The organism is Allobosea sp. P4_C6 (genome assembly GCF_056402015.1).
On record NZ_JBFUIF010000065.1, the window covers coordinates 1 to 13903 of the forward strand.

The 13903-nt window shown below is 66.0% G+C and carries 13 protein-coding genes and 1 pseudogene; 2 read left to right on the top strand and 12 right to left on the bottom strand.

Annotated features, from left to right (window positions below):
- Positions 1 to 153: 153 nt before the first annotated feature.
- Positions 154 to 264, top strand: a pseudogene (locus tag AC1DVA_RS24355) (IS630 family transposase); the annotation flags it as partial.
- Between the two features lie 292 nt (positions 265 to 556).
- On the opposite strand, the gene AC1DVA_RS24360 reads toward AC1DVA_RS24355, so the two are convergent.
- From AC1DVA_RS24360 to AC1DVA_RS24370, 3 genes are all read right to left on the bottom strand, one after another.
- Positions 557 to 1957, bottom strand: coding sequence for an AtzE family amidohydrolase (locus tag AC1DVA_RS24360; RefSeq protein WP_476807563.1), 1401 nt, complete (start codon positions 1955 to 1957; stop codon positions 557 to 559).
- The gene (locus tag AC1DVA_RS24365) at positions 1954 to 2178 is read right to left on the bottom strand and encodes a DUF4089 domain-containing protein (RefSeq protein ID WP_320109586.1); all 225 of its coding nucleotides are present in this window, start codon (positions 2176 to 2178) and stop codon (positions 1954 to 1956) included. Before AC1DVA_RS24365 ends, AC1DVA_RS24360 begins: the two co-directional genes overlap by 4 nt.
- A 130-nt stretch (positions 2179 to 2308) precedes the next feature.
- Positions 2309 to 2995, bottom strand: coding sequence for a cysteine hydrolase family protein (locus AC1DVA_RS24370; RefSeq protein WP_476807564.1), 687 nt, complete (start codon positions 2993 to 2995; stop codon positions 2309 to 2311).
- A 291-nt stretch (positions 2996 to 3286) separates the two neighbouring features.
- Here AC1DVA_RS24370 and atzF point away from each other — a divergent pair, with 291 nt between their 5' ends.
- Positions 3287 to 5095: an allophanate hydrolase gene (gene atzF / locus AC1DVA_RS24375; protein ID WP_476807565.1), complete on the top strand. Its 1809-nt coding sequence runs from the start codon at positions 3287 to 3289 to the stop codon at positions 5093 to 5095.
- Here atzF and AC1DVA_RS24380 read toward each other — a convergent pair.
- From AC1DVA_RS24380 to AC1DVA_RS24420, 9 genes are all read right to left on the bottom strand, one after another.
- Positions 5077 to 5766, bottom strand: coding sequence for a GntR family transcriptional regulator (locus AC1DVA_RS24380; protein ID WP_476807566.1), 690 nt, complete (start codon positions 5764 to 5766; stop codon positions 5077 to 5079). The genes atzF and AC1DVA_RS24380 overlap by 19 nt on opposite strands.
- Before the next feature lie 97 nt (positions 5767 to 5863).
- Positions 5864 to 6244 (bottom strand): oxalurate catabolism protein HpxZ, encoded by a 381-nt coding sequence (gene hpxZ / locus AC1DVA_RS24385; protein WP_265051819.1) that lies wholly within the window; start codon positions 6242 to 6244, stop codon positions 5864 to 5866.
- A 36-nt stretch (positions 6245 to 6280) separates the two neighbouring features.
- Positions 6281 to 7993 carry a dipeptide ABC transporter ATP-binding protein gene (locus AC1DVA_RS24390; protein ID WP_476807567.1) on the bottom strand — a complete coding sequence of 571 codons (1713 nt, stop codon included), beginning with the start codon at positions 7991 to 7993 and terminating at the stop codon, positions 6281 to 6283.
- A 1-nt stretch (position 7994) separates the two neighbouring features.
- On the bottom strand, positions 7995 to 8912 hold the full coding sequence (locus AC1DVA_RS24395; RefSeq protein WP_476807570.1) for an ABC transporter permease: 918 nt from the start codon (positions 8910 to 8912) through the stop codon (positions 7995 to 7997).
- Between the two features lie 14 nt (positions 8913 to 8926).
- Positions 8927 to 9940 (bottom strand): ABC transporter permease, encoded by a 1014-nt coding sequence (locus tag AC1DVA_RS24400; protein WP_265051821.1) that lies wholly within the window; start codon positions 9938 to 9940, stop codon positions 8927 to 8929.
- 154 nt (positions 9941 to 10094) lie between these two features.
- Complete coding sequence (locus AC1DVA_RS24405; RefSeq protein WP_476807568.1) at positions 10095 to 11681, bottom strand: ABC transporter substrate-binding protein; 1587 nt, start codon at positions 11679 to 11681, stop codon at positions 10095 to 10097.
- A gap of 301 nt (positions 11682 to 11982) precedes the next feature.
- Complete coding sequence (locus AC1DVA_RS24410; RefSeq protein ID WP_476807569.1) at positions 11983 to 12585, bottom strand: hypothetical protein; 603 nt, start codon at positions 12583 to 12585, stop codon at positions 11983 to 11985.
- Positions 12586 to 12918: 333 nt separating this feature from the next.
- On the bottom strand, positions 12919 to 13356 hold the full coding sequence (locus AC1DVA_RS24415) for a tripartite tricarboxylate transporter permease (RefSeq protein ID WP_265051824.1): 438 nt from the start codon (positions 13354 to 13356) through the stop codon (positions 12919 to 12921).
- Between the two features lie 18 nt (positions 13357 to 13374).
- Complete coding sequence (locus tag AC1DVA_RS24420) at positions 13375 to 13842, bottom strand: MarR family winged helix-turn-helix transcriptional regulator (protein ID WP_265051825.1); 468 nt, start codon at positions 13840 to 13842, stop codon at positions 13375 to 13377.
- Positions 13843 to 13903 lie beyond the last annotated feature (61 nt).

Genomic DNA, 13903 nt, shown 5'->3' on the forward strand with positions numbered 1-13903 from the left:
GGTCAGGATCTTCCTGAAGGCTCTCCAGCTCGATCACGCGCCGGCGGTAGGATTCCGCAAGGTTCAGATGACCAGCACGGCGGGACGATCGGCCGACGGAGATAGCTCGCGTTCAGGGATTGCTTCTCGCGCTCCCACTCAGCAAGGCGCTGTTTCATCGACGAGACCGGCTTGTCCACCATGGCTCGCCTGCGCGGTCGGGCTCCCCGCGGCGAACGCTGCCGGGCCGGCATCCCCAATGGCCACTGGAGGACGACGACCTGGCCGGAGGGACGCGGTCGGAGCGATCGTCAGCCTATTCTCCCCGACCGCATGCGCGATCTACTTCAAAGCCGCCGGCTAAGGCATGGATTAAACCGAAACTATTCTAGCGAAAAGCAGGCCACCGCGGCGAGAGGCAAGCTTCACATGCATGATCGGTTCGCCAAAATGGACGAAGCTGCTTGCGGCATCTGCGAAACTCCGCTTTGCGGTAGTAATCTCGACGATCGGCGGTGAGGACGAAAGCGCTCGCCGCAAAGGTCCACTCGCCGTGGAATCGTCCCTGGCGGTCGAGTCAATTGCAACTCGCCAGCGGAGGTTTGACCGAGGCGACGCGGGCCTCGGCAAGGGCATAGGCTGCGCGCAGGCAGAGATCCTCGCGCCAGGGAGCGGCGATGAGCTGAACGCCGATCGGCAGGCCGCCTCCGAAGACGGGTACCGCCGCTACCGGCAGCCCGACGCAGGAGATCGGCTGGGTGAACAATCCGATATTGGGCCTCAGCGGCACGGTCTCGCCCTTCAGCATCATGGTCTTCTGGCCGAGTTCCGGCGCGACGCAGGGAGTCGCCGGCGCGACGATCAGGTCGACGGTCTCGAAAAGCCGTATCATCTCGTCGTGGAACCAACGCCGCGCCCGCTGCGCCTGGAGATACCAGGCGGTCGGCTGCAGGGCCCCGGCGAGAAAGCGGTCGCGGGTCTCGGGGTCGAAATCATCGGCGTGCTGCCGCAAGCGCTGAAGGTGAAAGGCGGAGCTCTCTCCATTGGTGATCAGGAAGGCGGCCGCGCGCGCTATGCCCGCCCCGGCGATATCGATCACTTGCGTCGCGCCGAGCGCCTCGGCGACCGCGGCAACGGCAGCTTGCGCCTCCGGCATCGAATCCGTCGCGAAATAGCCGCCCGCGATCGCGATACGCAGGCCGGACACGCCGTCCTTCAGCGTCGGCAAGGTCGGCTCCATCGCCCGGACCGCACAGGCTGGATCATGCGAGTCCCGGCCCTGCATCAGGTCATAGGCCATCGCGAGGTCTGTTACATCGCGGGCGAAGGGGCCGAGATGGTCGAGCGAATCGCAGAATGGAAAACTGCGCGTACGCGGCAGCCGGCCATAAGTCGGCTTCAGTCCAAAGACCCCGCAGAACGAACTCGGCACCCGGATCGAGCCGTTGGTGTCGGAGCCGAGCGAGATGGGCGCCAATCCCGCGGCGGTCGCGGCGCCCGAGCCCGACGACGAACCTCCAGCCATGCGGGCGAGATCATGCGGATTGCGGCAGGGTCCGTCATGGGCGTTCTCGCCGGTGAAGTCATAAGCGTATTCGCCCATGTTGAGACCGCCAAGCAGCACCGCGTCGGCCTGGCTCAGGCGCTCGATCAACAGGGCATCGCGTGCGGCCGGCGCGTGCGCGCGGTTGATCTTCGAGCCGGCGCGGGTCGGCAAGCCGCTGATGTCGAACAGGTTCTTAGCGGCGAAAGGCACGCCTGCAAGCGGCCCGAGGGCCATGCCCGCCGCGCGACGGGCGTCGATGGCCGCCGCTTGGGCCAGTGCGCGCTCGGCGGTGACATCGGTGAAGGCGTTGATAGTCGGGTTGAGCTCGTCGATGCGCTTGAGAAAGCCGCCCACGACGTCCTCGGCACTGATCGCGCCATCTCGGATATCGGCGGCGATCCGGTGGGCCGGTGCGAAGGCGTCGAAACTCACGCGAGCTCTCCGTTGCCGGATTTCCCGGCACGGAAAACGCCGGCCGGCTCGAAGGCGGCCTCGTCGAGCGGAGCCTCGAAGACGATCGTCGACATGGTCTCCGCGATCGCCAGGAACTGCAGGACCGCGGGGCGCTGATTCCCAGTGATCGTCAGACCGAGCGTGGACGCCATCGCATCGCAATGGCGCGCTGCGTCGAAGGCGGGCTTGGTGTCGCTCATTCGGCGGGCTCCAGCTTGCCAACCGGTACGGCGGCCATGATTCTGGGCGCCCTTGCACTCGCAGGTGCATGCGCGCGGCCAAGCCGGAAGCCGCCGATCCTCGCGATGAAACTCTGGACGAACATCCGGTTCACGCCGCCTTTTCCTTTGGGGCAAGCGCCTCCAGCACTGCGTCCGTGGTCGATACCCAGCCGAAGATGCCGCCCTGGGCCGCGATCATACGCAAGCCAACCTCGTGGAATTCCGGGAAATACGAGGCGCAGGCATCACCAAGCACGAGGCAGCGATACCCTCTGTCGTTCGCTTCGCGCACGGTCGTATGGACGCAGACCTCGGTGGTGACGCCGCAGACCAGCAGCGTCTCGATACCGCGATTGCGGAGCATCAGGTCGAGATCGGTCCGGTAGAAGGCGCCCTTGCCGGGCTTGTCGAGCACGGGTTCGCCGGGCAGTGGCGCCAGCGCCGGCACGATCTCGTGACCCGCCTCACCACGGATCAGGATGCGGCCCATCGGCCCTTCCGCACCAATGCGCTTTTCCTTCGGCCCGCGCTGTAACTTGGCCGGCGGCGCGTCCGAGAGATCGGGCCTGTGCCCCTCGCGGGTGTGGATCACCAGCATGCCGGCGGTTCGCGCGCCCTCCAGCACGCGCCCGCAGGGCGCAACTGCCTTGACGAGCAGMGAGACATCGTTGCCAAGCGAGGCGCCGAATCCGCCCGGTTCGAGGAAGTCGCGCTGCATGTCGATGATGACCAGCGCCGTGCGGGCGAAGTCGACGGGCAGCGCGCCCGGCTTCGCGGCGATTTCGACGGCTGGCATCTGGCGCTCCTCCCGCAAAGAGAACGGAACGGGCTTTGCAAGGCCCGTGCCTATACCGGCAGGCAGCGTGCTGCCGTCGGGGTAGGAGTGGCACGTCTGCCGCGCAGCAGCTGACCTGGAAAGGAAAAACGCGGTCCCCAGCCATCCCCCTTCAGGACTCTGAAGATAGTCGCGCTACTCCTTTGCAGAACTCTCCCAGCAAAGCGCCTTGCATAATCTTTGCATGCAATCGCGCTGAGATTGCTCACTTAATAGCCAATTAGCCCATGCCACCGAAACGGAAGCCGGCCAGTGCAGACTCTGAGTGAAACCCTCTCTGCCCATCGCGACGGAAGCCGCACCCTCGCGCAGACCGTCGCCGGGAGCTATGCCCGGCTACGCGCGCTGGACGATCCGGCGATGTTCATTGCGCTCAAGCCCGAGTCCGAGGCGCTGGCCGAGGCGGAGCGGTTGCAGGCGGAGGGAGCGCGCGGCCGTGCGCTGTGGGGCGTTCCGGTCGCCATCAAGGACAATATCGATGTCGTCGGGCTGCCCACCACCGCGGCATGCCCGGCCTTCGCCTATGTGCCCGCGCAGGATGCCGCCGCCGTCGCCCGTTTGAGGGCCGCCGGCGCCATCGTGATCGGCAAGACGAATCTCGACCAGTTCGCCACCGGGCTTAACGGAACGCGCTCGCCCTATGGCACGCCACGCAACGCGCTGCGGGCGGATCTGGTGCCCGGCGGCTCCAGCTCCGGCTCGGCCAGTGCAGTCGCTTCCGGCGTCGTCCCCATTGCGCTGGGCACGGACACCGCCGGCTCCGGGCGTGTGCCGGCCGGCCTGCAGAACCTCGTCGGGCTCAAGCCGAGCCTCGGCCTGGTTCCGACAGCGGGCGTCGTGCCGGCGTGCCGCACGCTCGACTGCGTCTCGGTTTTTGCGTTGACGGTCGATGACGCGATGGCGGTGCTGGAAGAGATCTCGGGTGTCGATGCCGCCGACCCGTTCTCCCGGCCCGTAGCGCTCGGGCGGCTCGGCGCATTGCCGCCGCATCAGAGAATTGCCATCCCGCGACCCGCCGATCTCGACTTCGACGGCGATGCGGCGGCAGCCGCGAGCTTTGCGCTGGCGGTCGAGCGCGCGCGGGGGCTGGGCGCGACCATCGTCCCAATCGATATGACGCCATTCTACGAGACGGCCCRCCTGCTTTATGACGGCCCCTGGGTGGCCGAGCGCTTCCTTGCGGTCCGCGGACTGCTCGCACGCGACCCCGAAGCGATCCTGCCCGTCATCAGGCAGGTCATCGCCGGCAGGCCCTTGCCCGATGCGGCCGACACCTTCGCGGCGCAATACAGGCTGGCCGAGCTCGCTCTCGCCGCCAGTGCCTCGCTGAAAGGCATCGATGCGATGATGGTGCCGACTGCGCCGAGGCCGGTGACGCTGGCCGAGATGGCAGCCGACCCGGTCGGCAGGAACTCGCTGCTCGGCCGCTACACCAATTTCGTCAATCTGCTCGATATGTGCGCGCTCGCCGTGCCGGTGACCCTGGCCGGGGACGGCACGGCGGCGGGGGTCACCTTCATCGCGCCGTCCGGCCGCGATGCAGCGCTGGCCACGCTGGGCCGCGCCTTTCATCATGCCGCCGGCTTGAGGCTCGGCACTCTGGACGCGCCGATGCCGCCGCTCGCGGAGCTCCCGATCGTCGCCCCGCCCGGCGCGATCGAGATTGCGGTCGTCGGTGCCCATCTGTCGGGCATGCCGCTCAACGGCGAGCTGACCGCGCTGGGCGCTACGTTTCTGCGCGCGACAACCACGAGCGAGGACTACAGGCTCTTCGCTTTGCCCGGCGGCCCGCCCGCCCGGCCCGGCCTGATCCGCGTCCGCAACGGTGGAGCCGCCATCGCGCTCGAGGTCTGGGCGCTCCCTGCAGAAGGCTTCGGCCGCTTCGTCGCCGGAATCCCCACGCCACTCGGCATCGGCACGCTCGCGCTGGCCGACGGTACGCGGGTCAAGGGCTTCCTCTGCGAGCAGATCGCGACGGAGGACGCGCGCGACGTGACCGAATTCGGCGGCTGGCGGGCTTTCGCGGCAGCCCAGATCGAGCCTCAGGGCGCTCGCGCGTAACTCCTGAAGGCATCGCGCACGATGCCGATATGGGCGCGCATCGCCTCTGCCGCACCGGGCTGGTCGCCTCGCAGGATCGCCTGCACGATCAAGTCGTGCTCCTGGTAGGAGCCTCCCAGCCGACCGGTCGTCCGGAACTGCGCCCTGCGAAACGGCGCGACTCGCGCACGCGTCATCAAAGTCAGTTCGGCGAGGTAGCCATTATGCGTGCCCGCATATATGGCGGCGTGAAAAGCCTCGTTGGTCTCGTGATAGCGCAGGGGATCGCCCTCATGCACCAGCGCGCGCAGCGCCTGATGCAAACCCTCCAGGCCGCGCCGTTCGGGCACGGTCATGTTGCGGGCGGCGAGCCCCGCACAGAGAGCTTCGAGTTCGGCCATCGCCTCGAACATGTCGTCGAGCTGCGTCGGTGTCGGCAAGGCCACCACCGCGCCGCGATGCGGCCGCACGCTGACCAGGCCTGATGCTGCGAGCTGGCGGATCGCCTCGCGCACAGGTGTGCGCGAGACGCCGAATCGCGCCGCCAGCTCCTGCTCGTCGAGAGGCGTTCCCGGTTCGAGCACGCCCGATATGATCTCGTCGGCGATCTGCAGGCGAAGGGCTTCGGTCAGCGTCCGCGGTGGCGCTGCAGGCTTGGATATCGCTAAGGCGGCGGCGGGGTGGGGCGGCATGATCAGGTTCGGAGGGAAGGCGGAATTGCCGATGCCTGCATAGCAGCCAGAGCGATGGTGGTCATGCCGTCACGCAGCATGTGCTGCCGCCAGCTGCTCATTCGGGGATGACGCTGACATGAGCGCTGACGACGCGCCAGCCTTCCGCGAACTTGATCCAGGTCTGGCTCTGCCGACCGACCTTCCCGACCATGCTGTCGCGCCGGAACATGGTGTTCGCCGTCGCCGTGGTGTCGCCATACGTTGTGATGACGGTGCGCTCGATCGCGCGCATCACCCCAACCGGCGAGCGGGCCGAGCGGAAAGCGGCGATCTCGCTGTAGCCGTACAGGTTTTCGGCGACCCCGTAGCGCAGCGTATGCGGGCTGTCCTTGAACAGCTTGTCCAACGTCGCGACGTCGTTTGTGGTCAGCGCCTTCTCGTACTCAGCGAAGGCGGCCTCGACTTCGGCCAGCACCGTGGGGTCGTTGATCTTCATCGGCAGGCGTCTCCAGAGGCGTCGGGCAGGAACCGCTCATAACGGCGGGTGCGGAATCGCGGTCAGCAATTCCCTCGTATACTCCGCCTTGGGATCGCCGAGCACCTCCTCGGCTGTGCCTTCCTCGACGATCGAGCCCGTCTTCATCACGATCACCCGGTCGCAGAGCAGCCGCACCACGTTGAGATCGTGCGAGACGAAGAGGTAGCTCATGCCGAGCCGCCCCTTCAGCTCTTCCAGCAGGTTCAGCACCACCGCCTGGACGGAGACGTCCAGCGCAGCGGTGGGCTCGTCGAGAATGACCAGATCGGGGTCGAGCGCGATCGCACGCGCAATGCCCACACGTGCCTTCTGCCCGCCCGAGAGCTGATGGGGAAACCGGTCGATCAGCTCGACCGGCAGGCCGACGAGCCGCGCCAGCTCCTCGCAGCGTGCGCGCAAGGCATCGCGTCCCTTGATCGTACCCATCCGCATGATCGGGTCGGCAATGGCCCGCTCTGCGGTGAAGCGCGGATTGAGGCTGTCGGTCGGGTCCTGGAACACCATCTGGATGCGCCGGCGATGCGGCGACGCGGCGAATTGCTTGGCGGGAATCGCGCCGATATCGGTGCCGTCGAAGACGATCCTGCCGCCGCTGGGGTCGATCAGCCGCGTGAGCATCATCGAGGTCGTCGATTTGCCGCAGCCGGATTCGCCAACGAGCCCCAGCGTCTCGCCCCTGGCGACGCTGAAGCTGATGCCGTCGACGGCGCGGAAGGGCGCTGGCGGCTCAGCCGGACCCTTGCCGAGCAGCTTGGCGAAGAGGCTGCCGCTCGCCGGCCGCGGATATTCCTTGATCAGGTTCTCGACCTGCATCAGCGGGCCGATCTTGGCCACCGGTTTCAGGGCAGCGGCGGCCGTTCTGGCCTCGCCGGGCACTGTTTTCGGCGCTTCGGGCAAGAGATCCGCGAGGCTGGTGTCCAGCCGCGGCGTCGCCTTCATCAGCTTGCGGGTATAGGGGTGCTGCGGGTTGCGGAAGATCTCGCCGGCCAGGGCGGTCTCGACGACCTTGCCCTTCTCCATCACGACGACCTTGTCGCAATAGGCGGCGGCGAGGCCGAGATCGTGCGTGATCAGGATCGTCGACATGCCACGCTCTCGGGTCAGTTCTACGATCAGGTCCATCACCGCCTTCTGGGTGGTGACGTCGAGGCCCGTCGTCKGCTCGTCGGCGATCAACAGCTGCGGCTGGCAGGCCAGCGCGAGCGCGATCACGACGCGCTGGCACATGCCGCCCGACAGCTCGAACGGATAGGCGTCGTAGCGCTCCTCGGGGCGGGCGATCTTGACCTTGGTCAGCGCCTCGACAGCCTTCTCCTTGGCCGTCGCACGCGTCGCCTGGACATGCTGCAACAGCACGTCCTCGATCTGCTTTCCGACCTTGCGGATCGGGTTGAGCGCCGCGCGCGGGTTCTGGAAGATCATCGAGATCTCCCGCCCGCGCAGATCGCGCATCTGGGTCTCGTCGGCTGCGACGAGATCGACGCCCGAGAACGAGATCTTGCCTTCGGCGACGCGGCCCGCGCGATCGAGAATCCGCACCACGGCATAGGACGTGACCGACTTGCCCGAGCCGGACTCGCCGACGATCGCCACCGTTTCGCCCTTGGCGACGCTGATATCGATCGATTTGACCGCCTGCACCGCGCCGCGCCGGGTGGCGAACTCGACGGTGAGGTTCTTTATCTCGAGCAGCGGCACCGCGGTCATGTCAGTTCCTCCGCTGCGGGTCGACGAGATCGCGCACGCCATCGCCGAGCAGGTTGAAGCAAAACACGGCGATCATCAGGGCGAGGCCCGGGAAGAAGGCAATCCACCACTCGCCGGAGACGATGAAGCTCGCACCCTCGGCCACCATGATCCCCCATTCCGGCGTCGGCGGGCGCACGCCCAGCCCGATGAAGGAGAGACCTGCCGCATTCAGGATCGCGTAGCCCATGGTCAGGGACATCTGCACCGCCATGATGGGCATGATGTTCGGCACGATCTGGGTCAGGAGCAGCCGCCAGTCGGAATTGCCCGAAAGCCGCGCCGCCTGCACGAAGCCGGAATCGCGGCGCACATTCGCCTCGGCGCGCGCGACGCGGGCATAAAGCGGGAAGTTGATGATCGCGGTCGCCAGCACGATGTTTCCGACCGAGTTGCCGAGCGCGGCCACGATCCCCATCGCCAGCACGAACAGCGGAAAGGCCATGATCGTATCGGCGATGCGGCCGACGACCTTGTCGACCCAGCCGCCATAGAATCCGGCCATGACGCCGGCCAGTCCGCCCATCAGGAAGACCAACGCCACCGAGAAGATCGCGATCGAGAAGTCCAGGCGCGTCGCCGCCACCACGCGGCTGAAGATGTCGCGGCCGAGCTGGTCCGTGCCGAACCAGTGCGCCCGGCTCGGCGCCTGCAGGGCGGCGTTGGTGTTGCTCGCCAGCGGGTCGTAGGGAACGATCGAAGGGCCGAAGATCGCCGCCAGCAGGATCAGCGCGAACAGTCCGAAGGCGAGCCCGGTGACCGGGTTCTCGGCCACGATGTGGCGCGCATGCGTCCACAAGCTGGTGGAAGGCGGCGCTTCGAAGCGCAGCGCCGGGGCGGGTTCGACTGTCGGGGCGGGCGCCGGCTCGACCTTGGCGATGTCGTTCACGGGCTTCACCCCTCCAGCCTTACGCGGGGATCGATGACCCCGTAGAGCACGTCGATCATCAGGTTCAGGGCGACGTAGAGGATCGCCATTGTCAGCACGAAGCCCTGGATCGGCGCGTAGTCCGACGCGATCAGCGCCTCGACCGCGTAGGAACCGACGCCGGGCCAGGCAAAGACCTTTTCGACCAGCACGTTGGCACCGAGCAGGAAGGAGAACACCATGCCCAGCGTCGTCACCACCGGCAGCATGGCGTTCCGGAAAGCATAAGTGCCGATGACCTTGCGGTTCGTCAGGCCGCTGGCGCGCGCCGTGCGCACGAAATCGGCGCCGAGCACGGCCAGCATCGATGCCCGCGTCATGCGGGTAATCGGGGCCAGCGAGAAGATGGCGAGCGTTACCGCCGGCAGGATCAACTGAGCGAAAGCCCCCCGGAAGGTCTCGAAATCCCGCGCTACCAGGGTGTCGATCAGGAGCAGGCCGGTAACGCGAGGCGGCTCGGAGGCGAAGACGTCGAGCCGCCCGAGCGGCGCCGGTGACCAGCCGAGCAGAAAATAGAAGACGTAGACGAGGAGAAGCCCGGTGAAGAACACCGGCAGCGAGACGCCCGCGGTCGCCACGACGCGGCAGAGATGGTCGATCCAGGAACCCTGCTTCACAGCCGCCAGCACGCCGAGCGGCAAGGCGACCGCCATGGCGAGCAGCAGCCCGGCCAGCGTCAGTTCGGCGGAGGCTGGCAGGCGCGCGGCGAGGTCGGCCGTCACAGGCTGGCCGGTGGTCAGCGAGGTCCCGAGATTACCCTTCACCAGCGCGGTGACGTAGGACACGAACTGCACGGGCAGCGGCTGGTCGAGCCCGAGCTTGGAGCGGATCTCGATGATCGCCTGCGGCGAGGCGGCAGGGCCAGCGAAATAGGCAGCCGTATCGCCCGGCAGCACCCGCGTCAGCAGGAAGGTGACGATGATCACGCCGATGACCGACGGGATCGTGGTCATCAGGCGCTGGCCGATCATGCGCAGCATAGCGTCTTTCCTTCATCCAAACGCGCGGTCATTCGGGCGGAGCGAAGCGGAGGCCGGAATCCATCGTAGAAAGTCGCGCCTTACGATGGATTCCGGATCGGCGCCGCTACGCGGCTTGCCCGGAATGCCGGTGAGGTTCCTCGGCCAGAACCGCTCACCCCTTGGTGAGGTAGCGGAAATCTGGCTCGCGGCAGGGCTGGAACTGGTAGCCGCCGATCGACTTCTGCAGCGCCACGTCATGGGTTGGCTGGTTGATCGGCACCATCGGCACCTCGTTTTCCACCAGCTTGATGAAGTCGATCACATTGGCGTCGTAGGCGGCCTTGTCGGGCGCGAAGCGGGCGGCATCGACGAGCTTGTCCAGCGCCGGGTTCTGGTACGCGGCGATGTTGAAGATCGAGTTGTTGCCGTGCATCGTCCAGAACAGATAGTAATCGGGATAGTCGAGCCAGCCAGCGAAACGGTTTAGCACCATCGGGTTGGTCTTCTTGGCGATTTCGGTGCGGAAGTTCGCGCCTGGAACCTTGTTGATCTCGACGGTTATGCCAATGCCGGCCAGCGCTTCCTTGATCAGCACAGCCATCGGCTCGGCGACAGTCGCATTGCCCGCGTCGAAATACAGCGTCGTCGAGAAGGGGCCGCCTGCGGCATCGACGAGGGCCTTGGCCTTGGCGACGTCGCTCTTATAGGGGAAGGGCTGCGGCCAGGCGACTTTCGGCTCCGTGCCGCCCGACATATCGACGCCGCGGCCGAAAAGCGAGGCCTGCAGAATCTTCTCATAAGGCATCACCCAGGCCACGGCCTGGCGCAGGCGGACATCCTTGAACGGGCCGACCTGCGTGTTGAGATAGCAGCCCCAGACGCCGTTGGGGATCGGCACGCCGACGACATTGACCTTGCCCGCGTCGAGCAGGTCCTTGAAGTCCTTCGGCGGCAGACCGTATGAGACGTCCGCATCGCCGCGCTCCATCAAAGCCCTGCGGGTCGAGGGCGAGGCGATGTCGCGCGCGATGATGCGGCGCAGCTGCGGCAGCTTTCCGCATTTCCAGTCGTCATTGCGGACATAGATCGTCTCGACGCCCGGCTTCCAGCTCTCGACCTTGTAGGCGCCGGAGCCGGCGACGTTGTTCTTCAGCCATTCCTTGGCATGGGGGTCGCCACCGCCATTCTTGATCGCGAGCTCGGAGTCGAAGACGAACGGGATCGTGACCGCGAGGTTCGGCAGCGTCATCTTGTCCTTGCGGACGAAGTCGACGCGAAAGGTCTTCTCGTCGACGACGACGAATTGCTCGGGCTTCTCCAGCGAGCCGGCATTCATCTGCGTCGTGGCGAAGCCGCCGATCGTGCAGGCGCGATCGAGCGACCATTTGACGTCGGTCGCAGTGACCTTGCGGCCCGAATGGAAGGTGGCGTCGCGGAGCTTGAAGGTGCAGCTCATGCCGTCCGACGCGACCTGCCAGCTCTCGGCCAGCTCCCCCTCGAGCTCGCCCATCGAGATGGTGTTGCCGCCGCCGCCGGAGATCGGCACCGGCTTGAAGCGCAGCAGGCGGTCATAGCAGTTTAGCGCGACGCCATTGACCGGCTGCGACGAGCCGATGCCCTGCATGTCGAGGCTGTTGGGCCCGTACTCCTGAACCAGCAGCAGGGTTTCAGCCCGGCCAACGGCCTGGGCTTGCGCCTGGCTACGCGCGACGAACGGCGCGGCAAGACCTGCGGCGATGGCGGTGCGGCGTGTGATCATCGGTTGGAGACCCCTCGTTTTGCCAGTCGGATGTCGCGGCGCGCCGGATGATGGGAAGCGCCCCCGCAGACCGCGCGTTCGGCCGCAGCGCGAGCGCTGTCTCGGCGCGCGGCGGCTCGGGCTGGACTCGGACGAAGATGCGGTTTGGCGTCGGCGCACATGGCGCTTTCAAAGCACGTAGCGTGCCAGCGGGTAGGGAACTGAAATGCTTTCAAAAAGGCGCGCGTCGCCGAATGCGTACGCCGCATTGTATGCAATGCGCAGAAAGATGCCTAAAAAATTGGCCGATATACTAGATGCCCTAGCCTGCGCCGCTTAGCGCGGCGCGGATCCCGATCTCAGCCGAATCGAGAATGCCGAAGTCGGCGGCGGGTTCGCTTAGCCGAGCAGCATAGCCCGACAGATTGGTGCTCCAGAACATGACGGTGTCGAGCGACGACCGGGCGGCCAGATCCCGGGCCTTCGCCAGCAACGTGTCGCTACCGACATAGGCTGCATCGAGATTGTCGACGATGCCGAGCCAGCTGTGGTCGATGATGTCCACGCCCTGTGAGCGGAACCTCTCGAGGATATCGAGGGATTCGATCTCGTCGCCCTGAGTGACGAACCCGATCCTTTTCTCAGCCGCCGCCGTCAGGAGCGCGACCGCCGCGAGCGACGTTGTGACCGCCGGGATTCCCGTCCGGTCCTCGATCCGCCGGCACAGCTCGCGATCGGCGTCGAAGCCCAGCGCTGCCCCGCGCGTCGCGTTCCAACAAATCACATCGACGCCAGCATCGGCCAGCAGCATGGCAGCGCCGTCGAACGGTTCGAGCCTGTAGCCGGGCGCTGTACCGGTCTCGACGATCCCGCCATAAGGCACGCGCGCGATGCAGCAGTCGATGTTCGGGTGGCCCGCAAGCATCTGGCCCGCCACGCGCTCGACGACCCTGTTGGACGACGGGACGATCAGGCCGATGGCGCGGCGCGAACAAGCTGTCTCGGACATGGCAGGCCGCGTGCTCCGGCTGATAGGGGCGCCGGATATGAATCCAGCTGGCATATCGCTTTGCGATCAATAGCCTTCATCTGTCGAGTGAATGCGCCCACGCATGCAGTGGACGACAGCATGTCCATCTGTCCGCCTATCGACCAGGCACCACGCCGCTCCGACCGAAATGTCAGATCCCGCGGTTTCTCGATGTCCGGGATCGGCGCATTTGCCCATTGCCGCTTTGGCCCATGCCCAAGAGCGTTTTCAACCGGCCGTATGTTGCTCGTTGGCTTTGGCGCTTCTCAAGGAAGCGACAATGGTCCAGCCAACGATTGCGATGGTGATCGCGGCGAGGACGGCAGCGATCGGGCGGTCGACGAGGCCGATCAGCCTGCCGTCGGATTTGATCATCGAGTTGATGAAATACTCCTCCAGCAAGGGCCCGAGCACGACGCCGAGGATGACCGGCGCGACGGGGAAATCGTTTTCCTCCAGCACGAAGGCCAGCACGCCGAAGGCGAGCATCAATCCGACGTCGAACAGCGAGTTGTTGATCGCGTAAGAGCCGACAATGGCGAACAGGAGAATGATCGGCATCAGCATCCTGCGCGGCACGCTGGGTGACGTCTCAACGTCAGCTCCAAGCGAGACGCTGCCTATCAGCGCAAAACTCTCGCCATACGAGCTCACGACCAGATGCATTTGATGCCGGCTCGATTCTTAATCCCTCACGGGGTTCGGCTGCATCGTCTCGACGTTGTCGAGCACGCGGCGGAGCAGCCGAACCAGGGTCGTGACCTCGGCATCGGACAGCCCTTCGGTCATTTCGGTATTGGCTTGTCGCAGCGCTTGACGCCCTGCCGGCAATTTTTCAATGGCGGCGTCCGTGAGTGAAACGAGGCTGCTGCGGCGGTCTCGCGGATCGGGATCTCGGCGGACGAGCCCATCCCGCTCCATACGCCCGAGAAGCTGCGCCATCGTCGGCTGCTCGACCTTGGCGAGACGGGCGAGCTCGGACTGAGCCAATCGTTCTCCGTTCCGCAACATCGAGAGCACCGGCAACTGCGCGGTGGCGAGACCGAGCGGGCGCAGCCGCGCATCGCCGACGCGCGTCAAACCCCGCGCGATGCGGCTCAGATAATGTCCGGGGTGTTCGAGCGGTTGCCAGCCATCGTCGTCGAGCGCCATTGCATAGCATCCTATGTTTAGTTATATAGTATCCTATCTAACTAAAGGAACGGCTTATGAC

Coding starts and splice junctions, on each gene's coding strand:
- AC1DVA_RS24365 (WP_320109586.1), bottom strand. CDS start 2,178: ATGAGCGACACCAAGCCCGCCTTCGACGCAGCGCGCCATTGCGATGCG.
- AC1DVA_RS24380 (WP_476807566.1), bottom strand. CDS start 5,766: ATGCCGCCCCACCCCGCCGCCGCCTTAGCGATATCCAAGCCTGCAGCG.
- hpxZ (WP_265051819.1), bottom strand. CDS start 6,244: ATGAAGATCAACGACCCCACGGTGCTGGCCGAAGTCGAGGCCGCCTTC.
- AC1DVA_RS24400 (WP_265051821.1), bottom strand. CDS start 9,940: ATGCTGCGCATGATCGGCCAGCGCCTGATGACCACGATCCCGTCGGTC.
- AC1DVA_RS24405 (WP_476807568.1), bottom strand. CDS start 11,681: ATGATCACACGCCGCACCGCCATCGCCGCAGGTCTTGCCGCGCCGTTC.
- AC1DVA_RS24410 (WP_476807569.1), bottom strand. CDS start 12,585: ATGCTTGCGGGCCACCCGAACATCGACTGCTGCATCGCGCGCGTGCCT.
- AC1DVA_RS24415 (WP_265051824.1), bottom strand. CDS start 13,356: ATGCATCTGGTCGTGAGCTCGTATGGCGAGAGTTTTGCGCTGATAGGC.
- AC1DVA_RS24420 (WP_265051825.1), bottom strand. CDS start 13,842: ATGGCGCTCGACGACGATGGCTGGCAACCGCTCGAACACCCCGGACAT.